Genomic DNA, 14,121 nt, shown 5'->3' with positions numbered 1-14,121 from the left:
TTTTTATAAAAAAGTTAATTTTAATAAATTGCAACTTAAAATGATGTTATTTTAACTTCAAGTATTATTTTTATATAAAGATTTTAAACTCTCATAAGCAAGCTGAATCTTCTCAAATTCTTTACGACAATAAGCTTGCTCGATCTTACTTTTACCTTGATGGCGATCAGGATGATAAATTTTAACTAAGTTAAGATAATTTTGTCTAATAGTAGCAAAATCATCGCTAGAATTACACCCTAGTGTTTGAAAATAATTTTCAAAAAGCTTTGCTAGTGCATTAAATTTCCAATTAGTACTAGCTTTATTTTTCATTTTATTTCTAAATTCTAAAAGCTGAGTTTCGTTAATCGTAAAATCAACACAATATTTTAAATGCTCATTCACGCTTGCTAAAATTTCTAAAAGATTCAAAGTGTTATCATCTTTGTATTCTACTGAAAAAATACAATTTTTTTCATCATACACACTTTTATGGTCTTTAAAATACTGCTCCAAATACACAGCAAATAATTTTTCATTTGAACTTAGTGTGATTAAAATATTCTTTTGTGCAAAGCCTATTTTAGCAAAGATTACAGGTTTTAAAGTATTTGCTTGAGCAAGGTTTAACTTAAAGGTTTTATAGTGCGCAAAGGTAAGATTATCGATTTGATTTCCAGTATTTTTTTTATACTTGTGATTAACAAGTTTTAAAAAATATCTTCTTTGAGGAATTTCATTTTCTACAAAAAAAGATAATGTTTTATTTTTATTACCTATAACTTTAGAAAAATTTTTACGGATAAGATCTTGAAAATATTTAAACATTAAAAAATCATCAGTATTAACACTAACTGATTCTAAAGTTTGCACTACTTGCATAAAATCCTCTCTATAAACCTAACTCCACAAAAATGCTTGTTCATTTAAAGCACTAGTGTGTTTTAAAATTTCATTTGGACTATAATCGGCTTTATACGATAAAGATTGACACCCTTTTACAAAATATCCTAAATAAATGTATTTTAATTTTTTTAATTGTGCAAGTTTTATTTCTGTTAAAAGTGAGTATTTACCGAGACTTAGATGAGAAAAATCAGGATCATAAAAACAATATATACTAGAAATTCCATCTTCTAAAATATCGATCAAATCAACACAAACTAGCTTATTATCTATATAAAAATCAAGCTCGTATCCAAAAGTACCTGCATTATCTACATAAAGATTGTAATATTTTCTAAAATTTAAATCATAAATTTTCCAATTTCTCTTATCTTTTTGATAATGATGATATTTTTCGTATAATAATAGATGCTCATCACTTAAAGAAGGTTTTTGTAAGATTATTTTAGTAGCTATATTTTTTTTCAAAACCCTGCGATAACTTTTGCTAAAATGAAAATTCTCCACTAAAATACGCAAATTTTGACATTCATTACAATCATTACATATTGGTCTTGAAAAATACGAACCAAAACGACGCCAACCTCTTGAAACTAATTCTTGATTTTGTGCTTTATTAATAAAAGATATATAATTATATTCATTTCTACAATACCTATTTTCAAGATAAGGGCATTCTTCTTCTAAAGTACAAAAACCAATAATATTATTCATTAGATCTTTTTAATATCGCTATTTTTTACAAATTCCATAAATTCATTAGCCAAACGCTCTTCTTTTAAAAACATATCTTCAAATTCTTGTTCTTGTTTTTTATCCTCATTTTGCTTAGCTAAGTCTTTTTGTATAGTATCTAAGTCAGTATTTTTCATACTCACTCCACTTTTACTCGCTTTAACTTTTTCTTTTTTTGTTTGACCTTGTTCTTTTTGGAGTGCTTTTTTTATATCTTTTAATTCATCTAAAAAACTCATGATTGTCTACTTTCTTTTATCTTTTGTAAGGCCGCAGCTATAGCAGCAATTACTTCTTCTTTGTTTTCTTGGTGCCTATCTTCTGTTTTTTCTAAAAGCTCTTCCATATGTGTTTCTATAAAAGAAGTATCAAAATACCCTCTTCTAAATTCTCTTATTTTGGTAATTGCAATCAAAAATGGCACAGTTGTTCTAATATCATCAATCACAAATTCTTTTAAAGCTCTCTCAAGTCTATTAACTGCGCTATCATAACTTGAGCCTTTAACGATTAATTTTGCAAGCAAAGAATCATAATAAGGTGGCACAGTGTAGTCTTTATACAAATGACTATCCACTCTTACAGACGGCCCTAAAGCTGGAAAATATTCTGTGATTTTACCCGGACTTGGAATAAAATTTTTCCATACATTTTCTGCTGTAATCCTAGCTTCTATCGCAAAGCCTCTTGGCTTTATATCGCTTTGCTCAAGATCTAAAATTTCCCCATTTGCTATACGAATTTGTCTTGTGATAAGATCAATTCCTGTGATTTCTTCCGTGATTGGGTGTTCTACTTGAATTCTTGTATTCATTTCCATAAAATAAAATCTATTATAATCATCAAGCAAAAACTCAACTGTCCCAACATTGGTATAACCCACAGCTTTTGCAGCAGCTACTGCAGTAACACCTATAGTTTTTCTTAATTTTTCTGAGATACTTGGACAAGGTGCTATTTCTATAATTTTTTGGTGTCTTCTTTGTATTGAACAATCTCTTTCACAAAGATGAATAATATTACCATAATTATCTGCTAAAATTTGAAACTCAATATGCCTTGGATTAATAACATATTTTTCCATAAAAACTTCATCATTTTTAAAAAAGCTTAGCGCTTCTCTTTTGCATGCTTCAAAAGATTTTTCTAAATCTTCTTCTTTATGTACTACGCGTATACCTCTACCACCACCGCCACCACTGGCTTTTAAAATCACAGGATAGCCTATTTTTAAAGCTTGAAGTTTGATTTCTTCTAGTGTACAATGATTTAATTTTTCAGTACCTGGAACTACAGGAATTCCATTTTTTTTCATTAAATATCTTGCTATATTTTTATTTCCCATTTTACGGATAACATCTGATTTTGGCCCTATAAAGATAATCCCTGCTTCTTCGCATTCTTTTGCAAATTCATAATTTTCGCTTAAAAAGCCATATCCAGGATGTATAGCATCGGCTCCACAGGCTTTAGCAATTTCAACTATTCTTTTACCATCTAAATACCCTCTTATAGCATCAGTTCCTATTCTATATGCTTCATCAGCAACTTTTACATGCAAACACTCATGATCAGGTTCAGTATAAACAGCAACACTTTTTATATGCAAATCCCTACAAGCACGGATTACCCTTACTGCAATCTCGCCTCTATTGGCTATTAAAATCTTATGTATCATTACTTTGCCTTAAGCTAAAATATTATTCAAAGAAGATTAGCATAAAAATATAAAAATTCTATAAAATTACTTGTTTTTGCTAATTTTAAGAATTTTTTGATAAAATTACTCTTTTATTTTGCGCCCATAGCTCAGCTGGATAGAGCATTTGATTGCGGTTCAAAAGGTCAGAGGTTCGAATCCTCTTGGGCGTACCACTTATTTCTTTTTCTTTTTTACAGAAAATTCATCTAAATCCAATTCTTTTTTATCTTTAAATTGATACCATAGAAATAAAATAAAAAATATAACTAAAATTGTAGCCAAAACATAATAAGTTCCATATTCATTTTCAGATAAAAATAAATTTTTAGTATTCATACCAAAAAATCCAACTATTAAATTTAAAGGTAAAAAAATCGCAGAAATAATACTCAAAAAATAAATATTTTTATTGATTTTTTCACTTCTTGCGGTATTAATATAAGTATATATTCCTTCTAATCTTGCAATATTATCTTTTATGCTTCTTTCTAAAATTGCTAAATTCAAAATGATTGTTTTTAAATTTTTCTTTATGAAGTGTTGTTTGCTGTGACATATTTTACAAGCCTCAAGCACAGATGAAACAATCTTAGAACTTTTACCAAGCTTAACTTTTAATATAAAGTATTTGGTTAAAAAATTCTTGACTTTTTTATTTTCCAAAATCAATTCTTCTCTTTTTTCTATAGAGAGATTAATAGTGTTGTTTTTTTCTTTTTCATTTTGCAAAATCTCTTTTAATATTGCTATAAATTCTGCATTAGAAAATAAAATCAAATTTTCATCTTTGTATTCAAAAATTTGATTGTCTTTAAAAATAAAAATATTTCTAGAATTTTTAGCAATATCTAACATAAAAACATCAAATTCATCAAACTCATAATAAGCATTTGATATATTAATATTATTAATAATTTGTTTTAAAGTATCATTTAACATATTCTTTGCCTATAAAATTCTTTTCTAAAATTTTCAAATTCATCTTTGATAATAGCTTCTCGCATTTGCTTTACTAAATCTAAATAATAATGTAAATTATGAATGCTTGCGAGTCTAAAAAAGGTTAATTCTTTAGCTTTAAATAAATGATTTAAATAAGCCCTTGAAAAGTTTTTGCATGTATAACAAGAACATTTGTTATCTATAGAAGCATGATCGGTAATAAATTCAGCTTTTTTGATATTAAATTTTCCAAAGCTAGTAAATAAAGTTCCATTTCTTGCATTTCTTGTTGGCATCACACAATCAAACATATCCACACCTCTTGCTACATTTTCTACCAAATCTTCAGGTGTGCCAACTCCCATTAAATACCTAGGACGCTTGTCATCTACATAAGGCATCATAGCTTCAACCGTATCATACATAGCCTCATTTTCTTCTCCTACGCTTAATCCGCCTATAGCAAGACCATCAAAGTCCATCTCACAAAGTGCTTGAGAACAAATTTTTCTAGCTTCAAAATCCGTTCCACCTTGGATAATACCAAAGATATTTTGTCCTATTCCCACACCCTGACTTTGCTTTAATTTATGATAATCAATAGCCTCTTTTGCCCATTTTATAGTGCGTTTTAAAGAAAGTTCTATCCTCTCTTTACTTGCAGGTAAAGCCACTAAATCATCTAAAATCATCATAATATCTGAATTAAAATCATACTGTGCATCTAAAACACTTTGCGGGGTAAAATAATGCAAACTTCCATCAATATGACTTTTAAATTGAATTCCTTTTTCATCAGGTTTGGAATTTTTACTTAAAGAAAAAGCTTGAAAACCACCGCTATCTGTTAAAAAAGAGCCTTTAAATTTACTAAAACCATGCAAGCCACCCATTTGTTTAATCACCTTAGATCCTGGTCTTAAATACAAATGATAAGTATTTGCTAAAATGATTTTTGCATTTAAAATTTCACTCATATCAACAGCATCTAAGCTTTTAATCGCAGCCAAAGTTCCAACTGGCATAAAAATGGGAGTTAAAATTTCACTATGTGTAGTTTTTATACGACAAGCTCTAGCATTTGCACTTTTATATTGAACTTCAAATTCCATTGATTTTCCTATATTTTTTGCATAATCATACCAAAGACTTGCTTATAAGTTTTTTGAAAGAAAGCCTGTTTTTAACAGGCTTAAGAAATTAGTAGTTTTTTACAAATTCAACGATCTTTTCACAACCCTCAATGATATCTTTTTCATTAGTTGCATAAGAAAGTCTAAAATACCCTTCCATACCAAAACCTATGCCTGGCACTAAAGCTACTTTTTGCTCTTCTAATAATCTTTTACAAAATCTCATAGAATCATTATCAACTTCTTTACAAGAGATAAATAAATAAAAAGCTCCTTGTGGAATTTGTTCTAATTTTAACTTATCGCTTTTAGCTAAAATTTCACACGCTAACTCTCTACGCTTTAAAAAAGCTTGTCTCATCATTTCAATATCACTATCTGCTTTTCCAAGCAAGGCCGGTAAAGCTGCGTGTTGAATGATTGAACAAATATTTGAAGTGCTTTGTCCTTGTAATTTTTTAACAGCATTATTAAACTCACTCATTTTGCTTGCCATATAACCAAAACGCCATCCTGGCATAGCACCACATTTACTAAGACCATTAATACTTACAGTTCTATTTAAAGCATCTTCGCTCACTTGCGCAAAAGCACAAAATTCTCCATCATAAACTAATTTTTCATAAATCTCATCACTTAAAACTACGATTTTAGTTCCTTCTAAAACCTTAGCCAAAGCAGTAATTTCTTCTTTAGAATATATAGCACCCGTAGGATTTGATGGGGAATTAAACATCAAAACCTTTGTTTTTGGAGTAATAGCTTGTTTTAATTGCTCAGGAGTAATTTTAAAGCCATTTTTTGCTTCACCTTCTATAAATACAGGAGTTCCACCTGCAAATTTCACCATTTCAGGATAACTTACCCAATAAGGACTTGGTATGATAACCTCATCACCTTCTTCAACCAAACACTCAATCGCCATAAATAAAGAATGTTTAGCACCAACATTGGTAATGATTTCGCTTGCTTTATATTCTAAATTATTATCATTTTTAAATTTATATTGTATAGCTTCTATAACTTCTTTTATACCCACAACTGGCGTATAAGCCCCGCAACCTTTTTCAATAGCTTCAATTGCTGCTTTTTTAATGATTTCTGGAGTATCAAAATCAGGCTCACCTGCTGAAAAACTAATAACTTTTTCACCATTTGCTTTTAAAGTTTTGGCTATATCAGTCATTACTAAAGTTAAGGATTCTCCTAAATTTTGAGATCTTTGACTTAGCATTTTTTATCCTTTATTTTTGCTTTGATTTTTATTTGTGTTAATTGTTACAACTTGGAGCTTAAAAAAATCTACGAATAAAATTAAGAGTGTATATTTTTATAAATTTGTGTAGAAACTATACATTTTCTACACATAAAAATTTTATATTGTTTCTTTGAGTAATTATTCTAAAGCTTCTATATCACTTTCATTATGATGGATAAACCGCTCATCTTTTTCTATAGTTTCAACCAAACGCCCTACTCTTTCCCATCTAACTTTTTTATTTTCATCCCATGAAAAATAAATAAACCAAGGTTGACCAACTATATATTTATAATCTACACTTCCCCAAAATCTACTATCACTAGAGTGATCACGATTATCGCCCATCATAAAATACTCATTTTCAGGCACCTTATAATAATATGCATTAAAACCATAAATATTATTAACACCTAATTCATCAAAAGAAGCGGGCTTCATAGCAAATTGACCTAAATTCAAATAGCGAAAAAACACACTTTCTATATCCACTCTAGAATCATAATGTATTCCTTTTTCCACAAAAGGTTCTTTTACAAAAAGCCTTCCGCCTATGATTTTTGTTTTATTAGGATAATAATCTTTCATATATTCATCACCCTCAACCATACGCACATATAAGGTTTTATTTGCAAAAACAACCTCATCTCCACCCTTAGCCACACATCTTTTTACATAATGAATTTTTGGCTCATGTGGATATCTAAATACTACAATATCTCCTCTTTTAGGACCTTCAGCGCTTACTAAATGTCCATTTTTATTAAAATCAGGCAAAACGGGCACTTCTATCCAAGGAATATGCGGGGTTGGAATGCCATAAGAGAATTTTTTTACAAATAAAAAATCCCCTACTAATAAAGTATTTTTCATAGAACCACTTGGTATAGTAAAAGCTTGTATAAAGAAAAATATAATCAATAAAACAACTATTAAAGTCCCTGTCCAAGATTGCGTGAATTTATAGATTTTTTTCAAAAAATTCATTTTTTAATCCTATTTTTAGCTGATTTTATAGTATTTTCTAAAAGCATTGCTATGGTCATAGGCCCCACCCCGCCTGGCACAGGAGTAATATAACTAGCTTTTTTGCTTACATTTTCAAAATCAACATCACCTACTATTTTTCCATCAACCCTATTAATCCCCACATCAACTACTATCACACCCTCTTTAACCATATCTTCTTTTAAAAGATTTGGACAACCTGCTGCTACAATGATAATATCAGCATTTTTTGTATAAGCTTTTAAATCTTTTGTATAAATATGACAAATACTCACACTAGCATTTGCATTTAATAAAAGCGTCGCCATGGGACGACCTACTATATTAGAAGCCCCTATTACAACTACATCAGCGCCCTCTAATTTTATATCATAATGTTCTAAAATTTTCATAACGCCCAGAGGTGTACATGGCAAAAAACCACCTTTTAAATTTAAATTTAAATTCCCAACATTAAAAGGATGAAAACCATCTACATCTTTATTAAAATTAATACTTTCTAAGATTATATCTTTATTAATATGTACTGGCAATGGAAGCTGAACCAAAATCCCATCAACACTATCATCATGATTTAAGGTATTAATCAAAGCCAAAAGCTCATTTTGAGTTGTGTTTACATCAAGTTTATAAACCAAAGACTTAATCCCACATTGCTCACAAGCCTTTGCTTTAGAACCCACATAAGTAGCACTAGCAGGATCTTCACCTACTAAAATCACGGCCAAACAAGGCTCTATACTTTGGGTTTTAAGTTCTAATACTTCTTGTTTTAGATTATTTTTTATCTCATCACTTAGCTTTTTACCATCTAAAAGTGTCATTTCTTTCCTTAAATTTATAGCTTTCTTTAACTTAAAAAATTGTATCATAATAAAACTTCTTTTTTGTTAAAGGTGATAAATGAAAATTATTTTATTTTTATTTTTTATAGTTTATAGTGCTTGGGCTGAAGATTTTATTTCACCTAAAGAGTACCAAGAATCCCTTTACAAAAATCCAAGAGGCATAAGTTGCGCTAAATGTCATGGTGATGGAGGACAACAAATACTAGGATATTACACTAAAAATGGAGAAAAAACTCCTTTTATAGTGCCAAGTATTAAAAATACACCCTATAAGCGTTTTAGAGAAATTCTAAGCCAACCTCAGGAGGCAAAAAGCATTATGCCAACTTACTCATTAACAGAAGATGAGATCAAATCGCTTTATGATTACATTACTAACAATAAAAGGAGTAAAAATGAAAAATAACAAAAAAGCCTTTGAAGAAGCTTGTGAATATATAGCAGGTGGAGTTGATTCTCCTGTGCGTGCCTTTGCTAGCGTAGGTAGCAATCCTTTATTCATCAAACAAGGAAAAGGTGCTTATATTAGTGATATAGAAGATAATACTTATATAGATTATGTACAAAGTTGGGGACCTTTGCTTTTTGGGCATTGTGATGAAGATATTGAAAAAGCTTGTAAAAAAGCTTTAGAACATGGCTCAAGCTTTGGTGCACCAACCCTAGCTGAAACTAAATTGGCTAAATTTATCTTAAAAGATTGGCCACATTTAGACAAAATCCGTTTTGTAAGCAGTGGCACAGAAGCTACTATGAGCGCTATTCGTCTTGCAAGAGGATTTAGCAAAAAAGATAAAATCATCAAATTTGAAGGATGTTATCATGGACATTCTGATTCTTTATTAGTAAGCGCTGGAAGTGGTGCAGCTACTTTTAACACTCCAAGCTCACTAGGAGTATTAACCGATGTAGCTAAAAATACTCTAGTGGCTATTTATAATGACATTGAAAGTGTTAAAAACTTAATCAATAATGATGATAATATAGCTTGTATCATTATAGAGCCAATTGCAGGGAACATGGGCTTAGTGCCTGCTAAAATAGAATTTTTACAAGAGCTAAGAAAACTATGTGATGAGCATCAAATTCTTTTGATTTTTGATGAAGTTATGAGTGGCTTTAGAGCTTCATACCTAGGCTCTTTTGGAATTAATAATATAAAAGCTGATATAGTAACTTTTGGTAAGGTTATAGGTGGAGGTATGCCTGCGGCTGCTTTTGCTGCAAGGGCTGAGATTATGGATTTATTAAGTCCTTTAGGCGGGGTATATCAAGCAGGAACACTAAGTGGCAATCCTCTTGCTATGGCTGCAGGTTATGCAAGCTTAAAAAAAGCAAGAAATTATGAAGGTTTATATGAAAAATTAGAAAAACTAGGCAAAAGACTTACCCAAGGCTTTAAAGAAGCTGCAAATGATTGTAAAATTCCTTTGCAAGTTAATTGCGTTGGTTCTATGTTTGGATTTTTCTTTTGTGAAAACCCTGTTAATAATTATCAAGATGCTTTAAAATCAGATACTAAATTATTTGCTAAATTTCATGCACAAATGCTAAGCAAAGGCGTGTATTTAGCACCATCTCAATTTGAAACAGGTTTTATATGTGAATGTATGGATAAAAAAATCATTGATAAAACCATACAAGCAGCACAAGAAAGTTTTAAAGCCCTATGAATAAAAGACAAAAAATCATTCGTAAAGGTATAGAAGCTGCAGATGGATTAAGCCTTGGCATATCCATGGTTGTGGCTGTTTTAATCGGGGTTGGCATAGGCTATTTTTTAAAAAATTTAACTGGTATAGTTTGGCTTTTTTGGGTAGGAGTTTTTATAGGAGTAGCTGCGGCGATTTTAAATGTTTATAAAGCTTACAAGGCACAAGTAAAAAGCTACGAGGAATTTAAAGAAGAAAATCGCTATAAAGATTTAAAAAATGATCCTAAAGCCTAAAATTTTACTAAAACTCTTACTAGGATTAAATTTACTTTTCTTAGCAGGAGTTTTTTTCTATAAAGAATTAAGCTTTAAAACCTTTATAAGCTTTGAATTTGGCTTTTTGGCACAAAATTTAATCATTCTGGTATCTTTTTTAAATTATAAAAATTTTATTTTTAAAGCAGCTAAAAATTATGATTTTACACAAAGACCTTTGCAAATTTTTGCTAAAAAACAATATTCTTTGCCAAAAATTATAAAATTTATCCATATAGATGACGATTTAAAACCAAAATTTAAAAGTATTTTTAAAAACGCATTAGCTTTTTTTTCTTTGTTTAAAATTTTTGCTTATGTGTTTTTAATAGCAGGATTTTTATTTTTAGAGTTTCAAGGCTTAATGAGTATTTTTGCCTTGTTTTGTGCAATGTTTGTCACACCCATAGCGGTATTAATATATAATTTTTTAATAAGAAAATGTTGAGCTCAAAAAGAACGATTAGATCATTAACTGCATTGTTTTTTGGTATGATTTTTGTTTTTATAGGAAGTGCTTTAACGGTAAATTCTATAGCAATTATTTTAAAACATAACGATGTTAGTAATTTTTATATAGGGATAATAGGAAGTTGTTATTTTCTTGGTGCTATGGTAAGCACTATTAGTGCTCATAGGATAGTCTCTAAAGTAGGACATATAAGATCTTTTGGAATTTTTGCCATCATTTTTGGTATAGCTACTATGCTTCATAGTTTAAATTCTAATCTTTATTTTTGGATGGTTTTGAGATTTTTGCTTGGTTTTTGCTACTATGCACTTTTAATGGTTATAGAATCATGGCTTAATGAAAAAGCAAAAAATGCTATTCGCTCAAGAGTAATAGCCTTTTATGAAGTAGTATTTTATTCATCATCAGGCTTTGGAATTTTACTTATGTCCTTTGATTTTCCAAGCAATACAGTATTTATTTTAAGCGCTAGTTTTATTATGTTTGCTTCTATTCCTTTATTTTTAATCCGTATTAAAGAGCCGGTTTTACCACAAAAAACCAAAATTTCCATCCCTAAAGTTTTTGATATAGTGCCTTTAGCTTTAGTGACAAGCTTTATAGCAGGTATGCTTTTAAATGGATTTTTCTCCATGGCTTCTTTATTTATACTTATACAAGGATTTGGCGCAAAAGAGGCGTCGATTTTTATATTTTGTACCATGTTAGGAGGATTTATATCTCAACTTTTCATCGGAACTCTTTCTGATAAAATTAGTCGTAAATTTGCTATTATTTTATGTGCTTTTACCGCTTTAAGTGCTATGCTTTGTATTTTGTTATTAAGCTATAATATTTATTTAAAATACTTTTTTGGCTTTTTACTAGGTATGGGAATGTGTTGTTTATACGCTCTTTCTTTAGCTAGGGCAAATGACATGCTTGATGATTCTAGCAAAAGAGTTGAGCTTGGCAGAGCGGTTCTTTTTACTTATTCTTTTGGTGCTTTATTTGCACCCGCTGTGCTTGGGACTTTGATGTATTATTTTGAAAGCAATGGTTTTATGTATTTTTACATTGTTTTATTAACTGTTTTAATTGCCTTTGCTATAGATAAACCAAAATTTAAAAATCTAACCAAATTTAAAAGAAAACCAGGTAATATGGTAATGCTAGATGATAACTAATATTTCTAACAATCAAAATCAATTTGCAAAAAACGAAACAAACAAAGAGAACAAAAGCGAGAAATCAGACAAAAAAACCTCACTTAATGATGCTTTAAAAAATCCTTTATTTTCTAAAAATGATCCCGAAATCAAATTACCTAAAGATTATGTAAGCAAAATCGATCAAAAATTACAAGAATTATTAAATAAACTTTTAGATCAAATCAAAACCAACAAAGATCCTGATTTAGCAGTATTAAAAAATCACAAAGATTTAAATTTTGCACCTAATTTTGCCAATGAAGTTAAAAAACTTCAAGCAGAGCTTTCTAAAAAACCTGAATTTGAAAAGCTGCTTAAAGTTTTAGAAGATCTAGTTAAACCCGCTAAAGATATCAACAATAAAAATCTTTCATCTTTGGTAAAAAATTCAGGTGTATTTTTAGAAGCAAAACTCAATCATTCTTTAAAAGAGCAAAATTTACCACAAAGCTTTTTTAATCTTTTAAATACCATAAAAGGAGCTACTAGTGAAAATCTAAAACGCGATATAAGTAATTTAGATCTTAAAAATCTTGACGCCACAAGTACACTAAAAGAACTTATTCACATCTTACAAAATCATAAAAAAGATAATAAAATTTCTTTAGAAAATACAAACTACAAGACACTTTTTAAACTATTTGATAAAATAGAAAATTTTAAAAACTATATCAATAAAAATCCAAATTCCATTAGCCAAGAAAAGCTACAAAATATTGCTAATAATTTCATTAAAAATCTCAGTAAAAATTTAGCACTTATCAACAAAGAACTAGCCAAACCTGAAAATATAAAAATTCAAAATACGCATATACTAAAAGAACTTAGTCAAAACATTAAAGATCTTATAACGCTTTTAAAAGACATAAAAAATCACAAAAACAAAACTGAAACAACACAAGAAAATTTAAATAAAACTCCACACGCTAAAGACATCAAAGAAGAGTTAAAAGAAGAAATAAAAACTCCACAAAAAAACACAGAAGATAAAAAAGAAATTCAACAAAAACAAGAAAGCATAGTAAAAGATAAAGAAATTCAAAACACAAAAGAAGAAAAAATACCACAAAGTAAAGATATCAAAGAAAATCCTAAAGAAGAACCAAAAACACAGCAAAAAAATGCTGAAGAACCAAGCAAAAATGATAGTAAAAGTCAAAATTTACAAACAAATAATACTAAATTAGAAGATATATTTAAAAGCGCTTCAGGTAAAATTTTACTAGAAGATATTTTCAAACAAAATGTAAGTAAAAATCTTAATTTTAGTCAAAATTTGCAAGAAGAGCTTTTAAATAATCTTAACAAAGAACTAGGCCTAATAGGAAGAAAACTCAATGAGGTTTTAAAAGCTTTAGATCCTAAAAATTATGAAGCAAAAAATTCTTTAGATGATATAAAAAACATAGAAAAAAAATTAGAACTTTCTATAAAAGATCTTGGAAAAATTACTCCAAAAGATACTGCAGAAATTTCTTCAGAATTGCAAAAAGATATCAAATCCACTCTTTTACAAGTTTCTAATCTGGCTAAAAATTTAGACAATGAAAGCATACTAAATCAAGCAAATCGTCTTATAGCTCAGCTTGAATTTAACCAGCTTTTATCTTTAGCTAATAATAGCATTCATACTTTTTTACCTTTCTTTTGGGATGATTTAGAAAAATCTAATGTAGTTTTTAAGCGCGGCAAAAAAGATAAATTTTATGCACAAATTAATCTTGAATTTGAAAAATTAGGAAAAATCAATGTATTTTTATCACTAAGTAATGATAAATACATTGATATAAATATGATGATAGAAAATGCTAATTTTAGAAAAAAACTTTACGAAAGAGCACATGAGCTAAAAAAAGCCTTAGTTAAAGTAGGACTTCTAAGCTCTAATTTTTTCATCAGTGATATAGTTAAAAGCAAATTTCACAATCAAGAAGAATACAATGACTTTAATATGGGTTTTGATACAAGGGCTTAAA

General features: G+C 29.1%; 15 protein-coding genes and 1 tRNA gene. 7 read left to right on the top strand and 9 right to left on the bottom strand.

Translation table 11 applies throughout. The features are described 5' to 3' along the window. Positions 1 to 57: 57 nt before the first annotated feature. From CD56_RS02975 to CD56_RS02960, 4 genes are read right to left on the bottom strand one after another with little or no spacing between them, the layout of a single operon-like run. Positions 58 to 864: an adenylosuccinate lyase gene (locus CD56_RS02975; RefSeq protein WP_047208125.1), complete on the bottom strand. Its 807-nt coding sequence runs from the start codon at positions 862 to 864 to the stop codon at positions 58 to 60. 18 nt (positions 865 to 882) lie between these two features. Continuing rightward, positions 883 to 1,602 (bottom strand): arginyltransferase, encoded by a 720-nt coding sequence (locus CD56_RS02970; RefSeq protein ID WP_039617959.1) that lies wholly within the window; start codon positions 1,600 to 1,602, stop codon positions 883 to 885. Beyond that, complete coding sequence (locus tag CD56_RS02965; RefSeq protein ID WP_039617958.1) at positions 1,602 to 1,862, bottom strand: hypothetical protein; 261 nt, start codon at positions 1,860 to 1,862, stop codon at positions 1,602 to 1,604. Before CD56_RS02965 ends, CD56_RS02970 begins: the two co-directional genes overlap by 1 nt. Continuing rightward, positions 1,859 to 3,301 (bottom strand): acetyl-CoA carboxylase subunit A, encoded by a 1,443-nt coding sequence (locus tag CD56_RS02960; protein ID WP_039617956.1) that lies wholly within the window; start codon positions 3,299 to 3,301, stop codon positions 1,859 to 1,861. The genes CD56_RS02965 and CD56_RS02960 overlap by 4 nt, the downstream gene beginning before the upstream one ends. Positions 3,302 to 3,421: 120 nt before the next feature. Here CD56_RS02960 and CD56_RS02955 point away from each other — a divergent pair. Then, a tRNA-Arg gene (locus tag CD56_RS02955) sits at positions 3,422 to 3,498 on the top strand. A gap of 1 nt (position 3,499) precedes the next feature. Here the strand turns inward: CD56_RS02955 and CD56_RS02950 are convergent. The 5 genes from CD56_RS02950 to folD form a co-directional block, all read right to left on the bottom strand. After that, on the bottom strand, positions 3,500 to 4,264 hold the full coding sequence (locus tag CD56_RS02950) for a CorA family divalent cation transporter (protein WP_047208124.1): 765 nt from the start codon (positions 4,262 to 4,264) through the stop codon (positions 3,500 to 3,502). Then, positions 4,258 to 5,379 (bottom strand): tRNA guanosine(34) transglycosylase Tgt, encoded by a 1,122-nt coding sequence (gene tgt, locus CD56_RS02945; RefSeq protein ID WP_047208123.1) that lies wholly within the window; start codon positions 5,377 to 5,379, stop codon positions 4,258 to 4,260. The genes CD56_RS02950 and tgt overlap by 7 nt, the downstream gene beginning before the upstream one ends. Positions 5,380 to 5,467: 88 nt before the next feature. Continuing rightward, a complete protein-coding gene (locus CD56_RS02940) occupies positions 5,468 to 6,634 on the bottom strand; it encodes a pyridoxal phosphate-dependent aminotransferase (RefSeq protein WP_039628197.1) in 1,167 nt (388 codons plus the stop codon). Positions 6,635 to 6,796: 162 nt separating this feature from the next. Beyond that, entirely contained in the window at positions 6,797 to 7,645 is an 849-nt protein-coding gene (gene lepB, locus CD56_RS02935) for a signal peptidase I (protein WP_047208122.1), read from the bottom strand. Then, positions 7,642 to 8,490 (bottom strand): bifunctional methylenetetrahydrofolate dehydrogenase/methenyltetrahydrofolate cyclohydrolase FolD, encoded by an 849-nt coding sequence (folD, locus tag CD56_RS02930; RefSeq protein WP_047208121.1) that lies wholly within the window; start codon positions 8,488 to 8,490, stop codon positions 7,642 to 7,644. The genes lepB and folD overlap by 4 nt, the downstream gene beginning before the upstream one ends. Positions 8,491 to 8,569: 79 nt before the next feature. On the opposite strand from folD, the gene CD56_RS02925 reads away from it, so the two are divergent. From CD56_RS02925 to CD56_RS08260, 6 genes are read left to right on the top strand one after another with little or no spacing between them, the layout of a single operon-like run. After that, positions 8,570 to 8,920, top strand: a complete 351-nt coding sequence (locus CD56_RS02925; protein ID WP_039628193.1) for a c-type cytochrome — start codon at positions 8,570 to 8,572, stop codon at positions 8,918 to 8,920. Further along, entirely contained in the window at positions 8,910 to 10,187 is a 1,278-nt protein-coding gene (gene hemL / locus CD56_RS02920) for a glutamate-1-semialdehyde 2,1-aminomutase (protein ID WP_039628192.1), read from the top strand. Before CD56_RS02925 ends, hemL begins: the two co-directional genes overlap by 11 nt. Next, on the top strand, positions 10,184 to 10,462 hold the full coding sequence (locus tag CD56_RS02915; protein WP_039641170.1) for an AtpZ/AtpI family protein: 279 nt from the start codon (positions 10,184 to 10,186) through the stop codon (positions 10,460 to 10,462). Before hemL ends, CD56_RS02915 begins: the two co-directional genes overlap by 4 nt. After that, positions 10,446 to 10,931: a hypothetical protein gene (locus CD56_RS02910; RefSeq protein ID WP_052241350.1), complete on the top strand. Its 486-nt coding sequence runs from the start codon at positions 10,446 to 10,448 to the stop codon at positions 10,929 to 10,931. Before CD56_RS02915 ends, CD56_RS02910 begins: the two co-directional genes overlap by 17 nt. Continuing rightward, the gene (locus CD56_RS02905) at positions 10,928 to 12,121 is read left to right on the top strand and encodes an MFS transporter (protein WP_235375846.1); all 1,194 of its coding nucleotides are present in this window, start codon (positions 10,928 to 10,930) and stop codon (positions 12,119 to 12,121) included. Before CD56_RS02910 ends, CD56_RS02905 begins: the two co-directional genes overlap by 4 nt. Then, positions 12,111 to 14,120, top strand: coding sequence for a flagellar hook-length control protein FliK (locus CD56_RS08260; protein WP_047208119.1), 2,010 nt, complete (start codon positions 12,111 to 12,113; stop codon positions 14,118 to 14,120). The genes CD56_RS02905 and CD56_RS08260 overlap by 11 nt, the downstream gene beginning before the upstream one ends. The last annotated feature ends 1 nt before the right edge of the window (position 14,121 follow it).

Source organism: Campylobacter lari (genome assembly GCF_001017575.1).
Classification (GTDB): Bacteria; Campylobacterota; Campylobacteria; order Campylobacterales; family Campylobacteraceae; genus Campylobacter_D; species Campylobacter_D lari_C.
Note: the sequence above shows the minus strand (reverse complement) of the source record. Positions and strands in the feature narration are given on the sequence as shown.